This is a genomic window from Bradyrhizobium sp. USDA 3256 (genome assembly GCF_054058275.1).
This window is the reverse complement of sequence record NZ_JBSSAE010000002.1, coordinates 3784483-3796518: the sequence shown is the minus strand read 5'-3', so window position 1 is coordinate 3796518 and position 12036 is coordinate 3784483. Positions and strand designations below refer to the sequence as shown.

General features: G+C 66.1%; 12 protein-coding genes. 7 read left to right on the top strand and 5 right to left on the bottom strand.

The window, feature by feature from the left end; all coding sequences use genetic code 11:
• Nucleotides 1-30: 30 nt before the first annotated feature.
• The gene (locus ACVWY5_RS19625; protein WP_157340917.1) at nucleotides 31-207 is read right to left on the bottom strand and encodes a hypothetical protein; all 177 of its coding nucleotides are present in this window, start codon (nucleotides 205-207) and stop codon (nucleotides 31-33) included.
• On the opposite strand from ACVWY5_RS19625, the gene clpS reads away from it, so the two are divergent.
• Both clpS and clpA read left to right on the top strand, forming a co-directional pair.
• Nucleotides 200-532, top strand: a complete 333-nt coding sequence (gene clpS, locus ACVWY5_RS19620; RefSeq protein ID WP_028336409.1) for an ATP-dependent Clp protease adapter ClpS — start codon at nucleotides 200-202, stop codon at nucleotides 530-532. The genes ACVWY5_RS19625 and clpS overlap by 8 nt on opposite strands.
• Nucleotides 533-790: 258 nt before the next feature.
• The gene (clpA, locus tag ACVWY5_RS19615; RefSeq protein ID WP_028336408.1) at nucleotides 791-3196 is read left to right on the top strand and encodes an ATP-dependent Clp protease ATP-binding subunit ClpA; all 2406 of its coding nucleotides are present in this window, start codon (nucleotides 791-793) and stop codon (nucleotides 3194-3196) included.
• An 84-nt stretch (nucleotides 3197-3280) separates the two neighbouring features.
• Here the strand turns inward: clpA and ACVWY5_RS19610 are convergent, their stop codons facing one another.
• The 3 genes from ACVWY5_RS19610 to ACVWY5_RS19600 all read right to left on the bottom strand — a co-directional run bounded on the left by ACVWY5_RS19610 (nucleotide 3281) and on the right by ACVWY5_RS19600 (nucleotide 6300).
• Nucleotides 3281-4702, bottom strand: coding sequence for an MFS transporter (locus ACVWY5_RS19610; protein ID WP_051376261.1), 1422 nt, complete (start codon nucleotides 4700-4702; stop codon nucleotides 3281-3283).
• A gap of 124 nt (nucleotides 4703-4826) precedes the next feature.
• Entirely contained in the window at nucleotides 4827-5180 is a 354-nt protein-coding gene (locus tag ACVWY5_RS19605; protein ID WP_028336407.1) for a PilZ domain-containing protein, read from the bottom strand.
• A gap of 163 nt (nucleotides 5181-5343) precedes the next feature.
• Nucleotides 5344-6300, bottom strand: coding sequence for an AraC-like ligand-binding domain-containing protein (locus tag ACVWY5_RS19600; protein WP_028336406.1), 957 nt, complete (start codon nucleotides 6298-6300; stop codon nucleotides 5344-5346).
• A gap of 207 nt (nucleotides 6301-6507) precedes the next feature.
• Between ACVWY5_RS19600 and ACVWY5_RS19595 the strand changes: the two genes are divergently transcribed.
• Nucleotides 6508-7518, top strand: a complete 1011-nt coding sequence (locus tag ACVWY5_RS19595) for a carbon-nitrogen hydrolase family protein (RefSeq protein WP_028336405.1) — start codon at nucleotides 6508-6510, stop codon at nucleotides 7516-7518.
• Between the two features lie 30 nt (nucleotides 7519-7548).
• A complete protein-coding gene (locus ACVWY5_RS19590; protein ID WP_028336404.1) occupies nucleotides 7549-8601 on the top strand; it encodes a phenylacetaldoxime dehydratase family protein in 1053 nt (350 codons plus the stop codon).
• A 32-nt stretch (nucleotides 8602-8633) separates the two neighbouring features.
• Here ACVWY5_RS19590 and ACVWY5_RS19585 read toward each other — a convergent pair whose 3' ends face one another.
• Entirely contained in the window at nucleotides 8634-9569 is a 936-nt protein-coding gene (locus ACVWY5_RS19585) for a glycine/sarcosine/betaine reductase selenoprotein B family protein (RefSeq protein WP_028336403.1), read from the bottom strand.
• A 92-nt stretch (nucleotides 9570-9661) separates the two neighbouring features.
• Between ACVWY5_RS19585 and ACVWY5_RS19580 the strand changes: the two genes are divergently transcribed.
• The 3 genes from ACVWY5_RS19580 (at nucleotide 9662) to ACVWY5_RS19570 (ending at nucleotide 12036) form a co-directional block, all read left to right on the top strand.
• Nucleotides 9662-10750: a lytic transglycosylase domain-containing protein gene (locus ACVWY5_RS19580; RefSeq protein ID WP_321177002.1), complete on the top strand. Its 1089-nt coding sequence runs from the start codon at nucleotides 9662-9664 to the stop codon at nucleotides 10748-10750.
• A 192-nt stretch (nucleotides 10751-10942) separates the two neighbouring features.
• Nucleotides 10943-11695, top strand: a complete 753-nt coding sequence (locus tag ACVWY5_RS19575) for an AzlC family ABC transporter permease (protein WP_028336401.1) — start codon at nucleotides 10943-10945, stop codon at nucleotides 11693-11695.
• Entirely contained in the window at nucleotides 11692-12036 is a 345-nt protein-coding gene (locus ACVWY5_RS19570; RefSeq protein WP_028336400.1) for an AzlD domain-containing protein, read from the top strand. Before ACVWY5_RS19575 ends, ACVWY5_RS19570 begins: the two co-directional genes overlap by 4 nt.

The window sequence follows — 12036 nt, the reverse complement described above, 5'->3', positions numbered from 1 at the left end:
ATCTGGAAAGCATTGCTGGGGGTTCCGCGATCAGTCTTGCGGCAATCGCGACCACCGTCCAACTGCCATCCGGTTTCCCGCCATCCGGCTTCCCTTGGGGAATTCGAACGCCTGAGCCATGTTGCGATCCACGTTGACAGTCCCGATTTCCGAGCCGGTTTCGTCGATGCCGGCGGTGGGCGCCGCGCCGGCGCCGAAAATGAACAATGACGACAACCGCAATGGGGCGGGCAGCGGCCCGTCGACCTCGGTCATCACCAAGGTCAAGCCGAAGACCAAGCGCCCGAACCTGTACCGCGTCCTGATCCTGAACGACGACTACACGCCGATGGAGTTCGTCGTTCACGTGCTGGAACGATTCTTCAACAAGGACGCCGAGGCGGCAACCAAGATCATGCTGCACGTTCACCACCACGGGATCGGCGAGTGCGGCGTTTTTACCTACGAGATCGCCGAGACCAAGGTGACGCAAGTCATGGACTTCGCGCGCAAGCACCAGCATCCACTGCAGTGCGTGATGGAAAAGAAATAGGTCGCTGGAACGACTGACCCGCCGCGGGACGCGGAACGGGTCTTGCATCGCGATTTTTGATGGTGGTGAACCGCGTTCCGTACGATCACGGGCGTCGCCGTGCGACGCCCCGATGCCCCGAATTTAGAAGAAAACCATCATCGCGGGACCGGTCTTTCGCCACGATCCGTCGTAACTATATCAAAGGCGATCACGAAGGTTGTTATTGCCTGACCCGGTAATGGCGATCATGATGGCAGGGGGCCATAGAGGACGCGAATGCCAACTTTTTCCCAAAGCCTTGAACAGTCGCTGCACCGTGCATTGGCGATCGCAAACGAGCGCCACCATCAATACGCGACGCTCGAACATCTGCTGCTGTCGCTGATCGATGACTCGGATGCGGCGGCTGTGATGCGGGCCTGCAGCGTCGATCTCGACAAGCTGAGGACCAGCCTCGTTAATTATCTCGAGACCGAATTCGAAAACCTGGTGACTGACGGCGCCGATGACGCGAAGCCGACCGCCGGGTTCCAGCGCGTGATCCAGCGCGCGGTGATTCACGTCCAGTCGTCCGGTCGCGAGGAAGTGACCGGCGCCAACGTCCTGATCGCGATCTTCGCCGAGCGCGAGAGTCATGCCGCGTACTTCCTGCAGGAGCAGGACATGACGCGCTACGACGCCGTCAACTACATCAGCCACGGCATCGCAAAGCGGCCCGGCGTGTCCGAGGCGCGGCCGGTGCGCGGGGTCGACGAGGAAACCGAGACCAAGGGCAACGAGGACGCCAAGAAGAAGGGCGAGGCGCTCGAGACCTATTGCGTCAACCTCAACAAGAAGGCGCGCGACGGCAAGATCGATCCGGTGATCGGCCGCAATGCCGAGATCAACCGTGCGATCCAGGTGCTGTGCCGCCGCCAGAAGAACAACCCGCTGTTCGTCGGCGAAGCCGGCGTCGGCAAGACCGCGATTGCCGAAGGCCTCGCCAAGCGCATCGTCGACAGCGATGTGCCGGAAGTGCTGGCGGCCGCGACCGTGTTCTCGCTCGACATGGGCACGCTGCTTGCGGGCACCCGCTATCGCGGTGATTTCGAGGAGCGGCTCAAGCAGGTCCTGAAGGAACTGGAGGCGCATCCGAACGCCATCCTGTTCATCGATGAGATCCACACCGTGATCGGCGCCGGCGCCACCTCCGGCGGCGCGATGGATGCGTCCAATCTGCTGAAGCCGGCGCTGGCTTCGGGCACGATCCGCTGCATGGGCTCGACCACCTACAAGGAATACCGTCAGCACTTCGAGAAGGACCGCGCGCTGGTGCGGCGCTTCCAGAAGATCGACGTCAACGAGCCGACGGTGGAAGACGCGATCGCGATCCTCAAGGGCCTGAAGCCCTATTTCGAGGATTACCATCGGCTGAAATACACCAATGAGGCGATCGAGGCGGCGGTGCAGCTGTCGTCGCGCTACATCCACGACCGCAAGCTGCCCGACAAGGCAATCGACGTGATCGACGAGTCCGGCGCGGCGCAGATGCTGGTCGCCGAGAGCAAGCGCAAGAAGACGATCGGCATCAAGGAGATCGAGACCACGATCGCGACCATGGCGCGGATTCCACCGAAGAGCGTGTCGAAGGACGATGCCGAGGTGCTGAAGCATCTCGAGCAGACCCTGAAGCGCACGGTGTTCGGCCAGGACAAGGCGATCGAGTCGCTGGCGGCGTCGATCAAGCTGGCGCGAGCCGGCCTGCGCGAGCCGGAGAAGCCGATCGGCAGCTATTTGTTCTCGGGTCCGACCGGCGTCGGCAAGACCGAGGTGGCCAAGCAACTCGCGGCGTCGCTCGGTGTCGAGCTGCTGCGCTTCGACATGTCCGAATACATGGAGCGGCACACCGTGTCGCGCCTGATCGGCGCACCTCCCGGCTATGTCGGCTTCGACCAGGGCGGTTTGCTCACCGATGGCGTGGACCAGCATCCGCATTGCGTCGTGCTGCTCGACGAAATCGAGAAGGCGCACCCGGATCTCTACAACGTGCTGCTGCAGATCATGGATCATGGCCGGCTCACCGACCACAACGGCAAGCAGGTCAACTTCCGCAACGTGATCCTGATCATGACCACGAATGCCGGCGCGGCCGATCTTGCGCGGCAGGCCTTCGGCTTCACTCGCTCGAAGCGGGAAGGCGACGATCACGAGGCGATCAATCGCCAGTTCGCGCCGGAGTTCCGCAACCGGCTGGATGCGATCGTCTCCTTCGCGCACCTCAATGCCGAGGTGATCGGCATGGTGGTCGAGAAGTTCGTGCTGCAGCTCGAGGCGCAACTCGCCGACCGCGACGTCACGATCGAGCTGTCCGAGCCTGCAAAGGCCTGGCTGATCGAGCATGGCTATGACGAGCAGATGGGCGCACGTCCGATGGCGCGCATCATCCAGGAACACATCAAGAAGCCGCTCGCGGATGAGGTGCTGTTCGGCCAGCTCAAGGGCGGCGGACATGTCCGCGTCATCCTGGTCAAGGACGAGGCGACCGCCAAGGACAAGATCGGCTTCGAATATGTCGAGGGCCCGGTTACGCCGAAGCCCGAGAACCTGCCGCCGCGCAAGCGCAAGCCGCCGAAGGGTGGTCCCAACGGTGGCGGAGGCGGCACCAAGGGGCCGGCCTCAAAGGGGCCGATGGTCAAGGTCTGAGGCGCGAGCGAACAACCACACGGAAAGGCCGGCTGAACAGCCGGCCTTTTTGTTTCTGGCGGTGGGAGGCGCGTCTCCGCGCCGTCACTCGCCCTTCAGCCGCTGGCCCTCCTGGACCCGCACCCGGTCGGCGCCGCGGCTGCCGGCGGTGGACAGCCGGAGCGTGCTGAGTACAGCCCCCACGACGGCAAAGCCGACGCCGACCATCAGCGAGATCCGGGTGCCGTCAGCCGGATAGCGCGCCAGCAGCAGCGCCACCAGAGCGGCGCCGATGGTCTGTCCGAGCAGGCGCGCGGTCCCTAGCATGCCGCTGGCGCCACCCGAGCGCTCGCGCGGGGCGGCGGCGATCATGGTGCGGTTGTTTGGGGTCTGGAACAGGCCGAAGCCGGCGCCGGCGAGCGCCATGCGCCAGATCACGTCGATCGGTGTCGCGTTGGCCGGCATCAGGGCCAGCGTGCCCAATCCCGTCGCGAACAGCAGCAGGCCGATGCCGCCGAGCAGGCCGGCCGGATAGCGTTCCACCAGCCAGCCCGCGAGCGGGGCGGCGAACGCGACCGCGATCGGCCACGGCGTGATCAACAGGCCGATCTGCACCGCCGAATATCCGAAATGGTTTTCCAGATAGAACGGCATCGCGACGAAGGCCAGCATCTGGCCGCAGAACGAGGCAATCGAGGTGCCGATCGAGAGCGCGAAGATCGGAATCCGCAGCAGGTCGACGGGCAGCAGCGGCGAGGGCAGATGCTGCTGCCGCCGGTACAGCAAATGCGAGGCGACCGCGGCAACAGCGAACTCCAATGCGCAGAGATACAGCGACCCGCCATGGCCGGCGCTGTCGATCGCGCTGATGCCGAACCCGAACGCGATGGCGCTCAGCGCGGCGCTCTGCCAGTCGAAGGCGTGAACCGCAGGCCTCGTGTGCGGCAGGAAGCGCCAACCCAGCGCCAGCGTGACAATGCCGAGCGGGACATTGATGGCGAACAGATACGGCCAGGTCCCGACCGCCAGGATGAACGAGGCGATGGTCGGGCCGACCGCAGCCGAGATCGCGACCACCAGCGCGTTGACGCCGATGCCGCGGCCGAGCAGCGAATGCGGGTAGATGAAGCGGACCAGCGCGGTGTTGACGCTGAGGATTCCGGCAGCGCCAAACCCCTGCAGGATGCGGGCGACCGTCAGCAGCGGCAGCGTGTGCGACAGCGCGCAGAACAGTGATGCCAGCGTGAAAAGCAACAGCCCAGCCAGATAGACGCGGCGGTAGCCGATGATTTCGCCGAGCGAGGCCAGCGGCAGCAGCGAGATCGTGATCGCCAATTGATAGCCGTTGACGATCCAGATCGAGAACGCCGGGCTGGCGTTCAGATCGCGGGCAATGGTCGGCAGCGCAACGTTGGCGATCGAGCCGTCGACGACGGCCATCACGAGGCCGAGCGCGATCGTGAGAATGGCCCAATTGCGCTGCGGTTGCGGCAGCCCGTCGGGATGCTCGATGATCGCGGACGACATGTGGTGGAGTGGCTCTCGGTTCCGGCGTTGCGGGGATTACCGCATGCTGGATTAGCCCGGCCTTTGCAACCCCGAATGCCGGATGCCGGCCGCGACGGGAACGAGGGCTCCGAGCCGAGATGGCTCAGCCCTGGCCGAGCAATTCATTGATGCGCCGCTGCAGCTGCCGCTTCTTGATCTCGCTGCGGCGGACCCGCTCGTCGAGATCGCTGACCGGCGTGTCGGAAGTCATGATCCGGAAGGCGAGGCCGACCTTGTTGGCCTGGCGCCAGATCAGGCGGGCCAGGAACGAGCGGCCCTTGCGTGCGACGCTGAGATTCATCTCTTCGGGCAAGTGCGCGGCATCGCTAAATTCAACGCAGGCACCACCTTCACTGATGTTGCGGACGACGCAATCCATCGTCGAGCCGCGTTCATTGATCTCCGCAACCGCACCATAGAACACCTTCTCGCGTACGCTCTGGCGCCGGTCCTGCATGGGGAAATCCTCCAAATGAACGGCACGACTGTACCGGTCCGCCCCAGCGAAAAGAAGGGCGCCGGGGAACCCGTTGCAGTTAGTGTAAATATTTGCCCCCGTGAGGGCGTGGATTCCCGGCTATTTTGCGCCGCAAGAGACCCTTGGCTTCCCTCGAAAAGCTTTAGTTTGGCAGCCGGCTTTGCCGCCAGTCGCGCGGCGACAGGCCATAATGGTCGCGGAACACGCGGCCGAAATGCGAGAGATCGTTAAAGCCCCAGGCGAATGCGATCTCGCCGATGTGACGATGCGCGTGCGCCGGCGAGGCGAGGTCGCGCTTGCAGCGCTCCAGCCGCTGCGCCAGCACGAAGCGCTGGAACGAGGTGTCCTCGTCGGCCAGCAGGCTGTTGACGTAGCGCGGCGAGATGCCGAGCGCGGCGGCCGTCTCGGTGAGGTTGAGCTCGGGGTTCGGCAGATGCGCGAGCACATGCGCCTTCAGCCGGTAGAGCAGCGCGGAGCGGTGGGTCGAGGCCGGCAGCGCGGCGCCGCCGAGCCGCTCGCTCATCGCCATCGCGAGCAGGTCGGCGGCCTGGTCGGCGAGGCGGATCGCGTTGTCAGGATCGAGCTTGTCGGCGATCTCGGAGAGCCCCGCGATGAACTGCCAGGCGAGCCGCTGCACGGGACGATCCGATGTGAACGTGGTCGCAGTTAAGCCCTGGGTGCCGGCGAAGCGCCGGTGCAGCATGGCGCGCGGCACCTGGAAGATGGTCTGCGTGAAGTCGGCGTTGAAGCGCAGCTCATAAGGCCGGGTGGTGTCGTAGAATGCGAACTCGCCGGGCCGGATCACGGTCTCGCGGCCGTCCTGCAGCACGCTGCCAGTGCCGCTCCGGCCGAGCGCGAACAGAACAAAATCCTCGCTGGCGCGTGCGATCCGCGACGGCGTGCGCAGCACCCGTTGCTGGCTCGACGAGACAACGGAGCATTTCACCGCGCCCAGCTGCGTGCTGGTGATGGCGCCGTGGAAGGCGGTGCCGAGATCGGACTTGCAGTCGAGCTGCACGAACACGTCGCAGACGATGTCCTGCCAGAGCGCAAGGCGCCGATGGGTGGGCGCGTCTTCCGTGGTGAACAGGGCCGGCATGATTTCCTCCCTTCACGAGTGCAAACGCTGGCCACGCAAACAAAGCAAGCTTCATACCGGGGACGGCCGGGGAATCTCCTCCGCAGTCGAATTTTCCTTCCGTCCTGGTCGAACGGGGTGCCCGGTCCCGGGGCAGCATGATGTCAGAGGCCGCCATGGCCGATCAAGCACGAACCGGCCGGAGGCGTCGGCCGCGAGGAGGACATCATGGGCATCGAACATCCGAAATACCGCGTTGCGGTGGTGCAGGCCGCACCTGCCTGGCTCGACCTCGACGCGTCCATCGCCAAGTCGGTCGCGCTGATCGAGGAGGCCGCCGCCAAAGGGGCGAAGCTGATCGCATTCCCCGAGGCGTTCATCCCCGGCTATCCCTGGTACATCTGGCTGGACTCGCCGGCCTGGGCGATCGGACGCGGCTTCGTGCAGCGCTATTTCGACAACTCGCTGAGCTACGACAGCCCGCAGGCCGAGAAGCTGCGGCTCGCGGTCAAGAAGGCCGGCATGACCGCGGTGCTCGGCCTGTCCGAGCGCGACGGCGGCAGCCTCTATCTCGCGCAATGGTTGATCGGCCCCGACGGCGAGACCATCGCGAAGCGGCGCAAGCTGCGGCCGACCCATGCCGAGCGCACCGTCTATGGCGAGGGCGACGGCAGCGACCTTGCGGTGCATGATCGTCCCGGCATCGGCCGGCTCGGCGCGCTGTGCTGCTGGGAGCATCTGCAGCCGCTGTCGAAATACGCGATGTACGCCCAGAACGAGCAGGTCCATGTCGCGGCCTGGCCGAGCTTCTCACTGTATGATCCGTTCGCGCCGGCGCTCGGCTGGGAGGTCAACAACGCGGCCTCGCGGGTCTATGCGGTCGAGGGCTCGTGCTTCGTGCTGGCGCCCTGCGCCACGGTCTCGCAGGCGATGGTCGACGAGATGTGCGACCGCGACGACAAGCACGCGCTGCTGCATGTCGGCGGCGGACACGCTGCGATCTACGGGCCGGACGGCAGCTCGATCGCCGAGAAGCTGCCGCCCGATCAGGAGGGCCTGCTGCTCGCCGATATCGATCTCGGCGCGATCGGGATCGCCAAGAACGCCGCCGATCCGGCCGGGCACTATTCGCGCCCCGATGTCACGCGTCTGCTGCTGAACAGGAAGCCCTCGAAGCGCGTCGAGCATTTCGCGCTGCCGCTCGACAGCCTTGAGGAGATCGACGCGGCCGCGAGCTGAAAGCACGACATCCAACTGGAGGCGACTGCCATGGAATCCGCCATTCCATCTCATCTGCAGACAGCCCGATCGCGTCATCGGCGTGTGCCCGACGACTACGCGCCGCCTTATCCGTCCTTCGTCGCGCGCCACAAGCCCGCGGTCACGTGCGTGATCATGGCCTATTTCGGCGTGCAATATCGCGGTGAGCGGAGCGCGGCGGCGACCGACGCGCTGGCGCAGATCGCAACGCGCTTCGCCAGAGAAAACGGTCCGACGCATTGGGACCGTGCGCAATATGTCGACCAGGCCGGCTACACCAACGTCGTCTCGGTCGCCTATTGGGACGATGCCGGGCGTTTCGACGCCTGGTTCGACGGTGCGCGCGAGGCCTGGACCGGTGGCGGCGCCACTGAGGGCGTCGGCCGCTTCATCGAGGCGCTGCGGCCGCATGTTGCGCGCTACGAGACGCTGTTCTCGTCGCTCGGCCGTCCGGAGGGCGTCGCGGTGCTTGCCGACGGCATGAGCGGAGAGGTGCAGGAGCACGCCTATTGGGGCGGTATGCGCGACCGTATCCCGCTGTCGCAGACCGACGCGATGACGCCGGGCGGCGAGCCGCGCGCGATCCGCGACGGCGCACGCATCCGTGTGGTCGCGCATGACAATCTCTGCCTGATCCGCTCCGGACAGGACTGGAGCGACACCGAGGCATCGGAACGCAAGATGTATCTCGACGATGTCGAGCCGGTGCTGCGCGAGGGCATGGATTTCCTGCGCGACGACGGTGTGCCGATCGGCTGCTATGCCAACCGCTATATGCGCGTCGTCGATGCGGAGGGCAGGCCGACCGAAAAATCCTACGGCCAGAGCTGGTGGAAGAGCCTTGCGGCACTCGAGCGCTGGGCGGAATCGCACCCGACCCATGTCAGGATTTTTGGCGCGGCGATGAAGTATCTCTCGACTTTGGGGCCGAACGCCAAGCTCAGGCTGTATCACGAGGTCACGGTGGCAGGCGCCGACGAGCAGTTCTTCGAATATCTCGGCTGCCATGAACGGACCGGCATGCTCACCGCCGTACAGGTCGCCCGAGCGACGACACCTTGAGTTGGCAAAGTGCTCGTGTCTAACGCCGAGCCTTACGCGACGCGCTCGCGCAGCCCTTTGGCGACTTCCTTCTGCGCGTCGAACTCGCGGCGCAGGCGGGCCAGCTCCTCGGCGCTGAGCGCATCGGCGTTGCTGTAGTCGCGCTTCCAGGCATGGTCCGCGCCCCAGCGCAGCGGTGACTGCACGGTGGTCTGCGGACCGGGCGCCTGCTCAAGCACGCGCAGCGCCAGCTCCAGCGTGAACGCCTGCGAGGCGACGTCCTGCGGCTTGCCCGCGGAATTGCCGAGCGGGAAGTCGGAGAACAGGAAGCGCGGCACCGCGGCGTGCTCGACGATATCCTTGGCGCAGCCCATCACCACGGTGGAGATGCCGTTGGCCTCGAGATGCCGCGCCACCAGGCTGACGGTCTGGTGGCAGACCGGGCAGTTCGGCACCAGCACCGCAACGTCGACCTTGTCGTCACGGCAGCGTTTGAGGATTTCGGGCGCGTCGGTCTCGATGGTGACGCGGTGGCTGCGGTTGGTCGGGGCTCCGAAGAAGCGCGGCGCGACGTCGCCGATCATGCCGGCTGCGGCGAGGCGCTTGAGCTGCGCCAGCGGGAACCAGGTGCCGTTGTCGGTCGCCGTGGTGTGGGTGCGGTCATAGGCGATGTGCGAAATCCGCAGATCGTGCAGCTTTGACGTGTCGCCGTCATAGACCGAATAGAATTTTGCGCCGCCATTGTATTTCGCTCCGGGACCCTGGTCGCCCCTGGCGGGATCGAACGGCGCCGCGGTCGTGATAATGGCGACCCGGGACTGGTTCAGCGGCTTCTTCAGGGGCTGGAACGGGGCGGAGGTGTAATGCGCCCAGCGGTAGGGGGTTGTGTAGCCGATCGCCGCGTAATAATCGCGGGTCCGCTTCATATAGCCGATCGGGGCGTCGTCATCGGGGGCAAAGCCGAGTTGATCGTCGGATGCTGCGGCCATTTTGCGCTCCCTTTTGCGCGCCATCATTTCAGTCCATAGCTAGATCACGAGCTTGCGGTGTCAAGCCGCGCCCGCACGGGAACAGAATTGCCATGCGAACCGGTCGTTGCGCCGCATTGGTCATGCTTGTGCTGCTGGTGCCGCCGGCCCGGGTCGGCGCGGAGGACGCACCGGCCGCGGCCCCGGCGCCGCCGCCTGCCGCCGAGCAGCCGGCAGCGCCGCCCCCGGACAAGCCCGCTGAGAAGCCCGCGGCCGTCCCGGCGGAGCCGCCTGCGCCACCGCCGGGAGAGCAGGCCGCACCATCGGCCGAGAAACCTGCCGCGCCCCCGGCGGATACGCCCGCGGCGGCGACCGACAAGCCCGCGGATGATGCGCGCGAGAGCGACACCCGCGAGGCGATGTGCCTGATGATCGAGTCGGCGGCGCGGGCCAACGATCTGCCGCTCGAATTCTTCGCGCGCGTGATCTGGCAGGAGAGCCGCTTCCAGGCCGATGCAGTTGGTCCGATGACCCGCAACGGGCAGCGCGCGCAGGGCATCGCGCAGTTCATGCCGGGCACCGCGAACGAGCGCGGGCTGCTCGATCCGTTCAATCCGGTGCAGGCGCTGCCGAAGTCGGCCGAATTCCTCAGCGAGCTGCGCAACCAGTTCGGCAATCTCGGCCTCGCGGCGGCCGCCTACAATGCCGGCCCGCGCCGGATCCAGGACTGGCTCGCCGGCTCCGGATACATGCCGCAGGAGACGCGCAATTACGTCTCCGCGATCACCGGCTCCAGCGTCGACGACTGGGCAGCCGCCGGGCGCAACGGCAAGATGCCACAGCGCGCGCCGACGAAGAGCTGCCGCGAACTGATGGCGTTGCTCAAGCGCGCGCCCAACCCGTTCGTCGCAGGGCTCGAGCAGCACGTCACGCTGTCGGCGGCCAAGGTCTGGGGCGTCCAGCTCGCCGCCGGCTTCAGCCGCGACAAGGCGCTGGCGATGTATGCCCGCGCCATCAAGCGCCTTGCCAACGTGATCGGCGATCAGGATCCGAGCCTGCTTTCTTCGCGGCTACGCACCCGCGGCAGCGCGACCTTCTACCAGGTGCGCATCGGCGCCGACACACGCCCCGAGGCAGACGGCCTGTGCAACCGCATCCGCAAGGCGGGCGGGGCGTGTTTTGTTCTAAAGAACAGGGCGTGATTGCGTGGATCCGTAGCCCGGATGAAGCGAAGCGCAATCCGGGACAGCTCTCGCCGGTCGCAAGAGCGGCCCCGGATTTCGCTGGCGCTTCATCCGGGCTACCAAGGCGCATACCGGACCTGTGCCGTCTCTTGCTTGACCCTGCGTTGTCCGCGCCCTAATCCGCCGCGATTGCAAACCATCCGGTTCCCCGTGGCGCTTCCTCCGCTCGATTCTCCGCAATGGCACACCTCGTTCCGCGCCTTCCTGTGGGGCGCGCGGTCGATCGGCGCGACCGTGCTGACCCTGGTGCTGTTTGCGACCTATCTCGGCATCGGTGCGCTGGCGCATGATAGCGGCTTCTCGCTGGGTTGGACGCTGGCGAGCACGGCGTTCGTATGGGCTGGCCCTGCGCAGATCATCGTGATCACGACACTCGGCTCCGGCGCCACCGTGCTGCAATCGGCGATCGCGGTCACCGTCAGCGCGATCCGCCTCTTTCCGATGGTGGTGTCGGTGTTGCCGATGATGCGCACCGAACAGACCAAGCGGCGGCATCTGATCCTCGTGGCGCATCTCACCGCCGTCACGCTGTGGGTCGAGTGCTTCCGCTTCCTGCCGCAGGTGCCGCGCAACCGGCGGATCGCCTTCATCCACGGACTCGGCTGCGGGCTGGTCACCGTCTGCCTGATCGCCAACACGATCGGCTACATGCTCGCCGCCAACCTCACGCCGCTGTTCGCCGCCGGCATGCTGATGCTGACGCCGCTCGCCTTCCTGTTCTCCACGGCGCGCAACTGCCGCGAGCTCGCCGACGTCATCGCGCTGGTGCTCGGCCTATTGCTGTTTCCGCTGGCGGCGATGCTGAACAGCGGCGTCGACATCCTGGTCAGCGGGGTCGTCGCGGGCACCATCGCCTATGCCGTGCACCGGGCGAGGGCGGGCATCGTCGGGGCGCGCGCATGAGCGGTTTCATCGGCGACTGGCACGCGCTGGCGATCCTGTTCGTCGCGGGCGTCATCCCCAACCAGATCTGGCGCATGCTCGGCCTGTGGTTCGGCGGCGGCATCGACGAGAACTCCGAACTCTTGGTCTGGGTGAGGGCGGTCGCCACCGCGATCCTCGCCGGAATCATCGCGCAGATCGTGGTGCAGCCGCCGGGCGCGCTCGCCAGCGTGCCGGACTGGCTGCGTTACGGCGCCGTCGCCGCGGGCTTTGTCGTGTTCATGCTGGCGAGGAAATCGATCTTCGCCGGCGTGATCGCGGGCGAGATCGTCATGATCGCAGGCAAATACTGGCTCGGCTGA

Bases quoted from the DNA above. Each gene is read 5' to 3' on its own strand.
- clpS (WP_028336409.1), top strand. From the start codon at position 200: ATGAACAATGACGACAACCGCAATGGGGCGGGCAGCGGCCCGTCGACC.
- clpA (WP_028336408.1), top strand. From the start codon at position 791: ATGCCAACTTTTTCCCAAAGCCTTGAACAGTCGCTGCACCGTGCATTG.
- ACVWY5_RS19610 (WP_051376261.1), bottom strand. From the start codon at position 4,702: ATGTCGTCCGCGATCATCGAGCATCCCGACGGGCTGCCGCAACCGCAG.
- ACVWY5_RS19605 (WP_028336407.1), bottom strand. From the start codon at position 5,180: ATGCAGGACCGGCGCCAGAGCGTACGCGAGAAGGTGTTCTATGGTGCG.
- ACVWY5_RS19600 (WP_028336406.1), bottom strand. From the start codon at position 6,300: ATGCCGGCCCTGTTCACCACGGAAGACGCGCCCACCCATCGGCGCCTT.
- ACVWY5_RS19595 (WP_028336405.1), top strand. From the start codon at position 6,508: ATGGGCATCGAACATCCGAAATACCGCGTTGCGGTGGTGCAGGCCGCA.
- ACVWY5_RS19590 (WP_028336404.1), top strand. From the start codon at position 7,549: ATGGAATCCGCCATTCCATCTCATCTGCAGACAGCCCGATCGCGTCAT.
- ACVWY5_RS19585 (WP_028336403.1), bottom strand. From the start codon at position 9,569: ATGGCCGCAGCATCCGACGATCAACTCGGCTTTGCCCCCGATGACGAC.
- ACVWY5_RS19580 (WP_321177002.1), top strand. From the start codon at position 9,662: ATGCGAACCGGTCGTTGCGCCGCATTGGTCATGCTTGTGCTGCTGGTG.
- ACVWY5_RS19570 (WP_028336400.1), top strand. From the start codon at position 11,692: ATGAGCGGTTTCATCGGCGACTGGCACGCGCTGGCGATCCTGTTCGTC.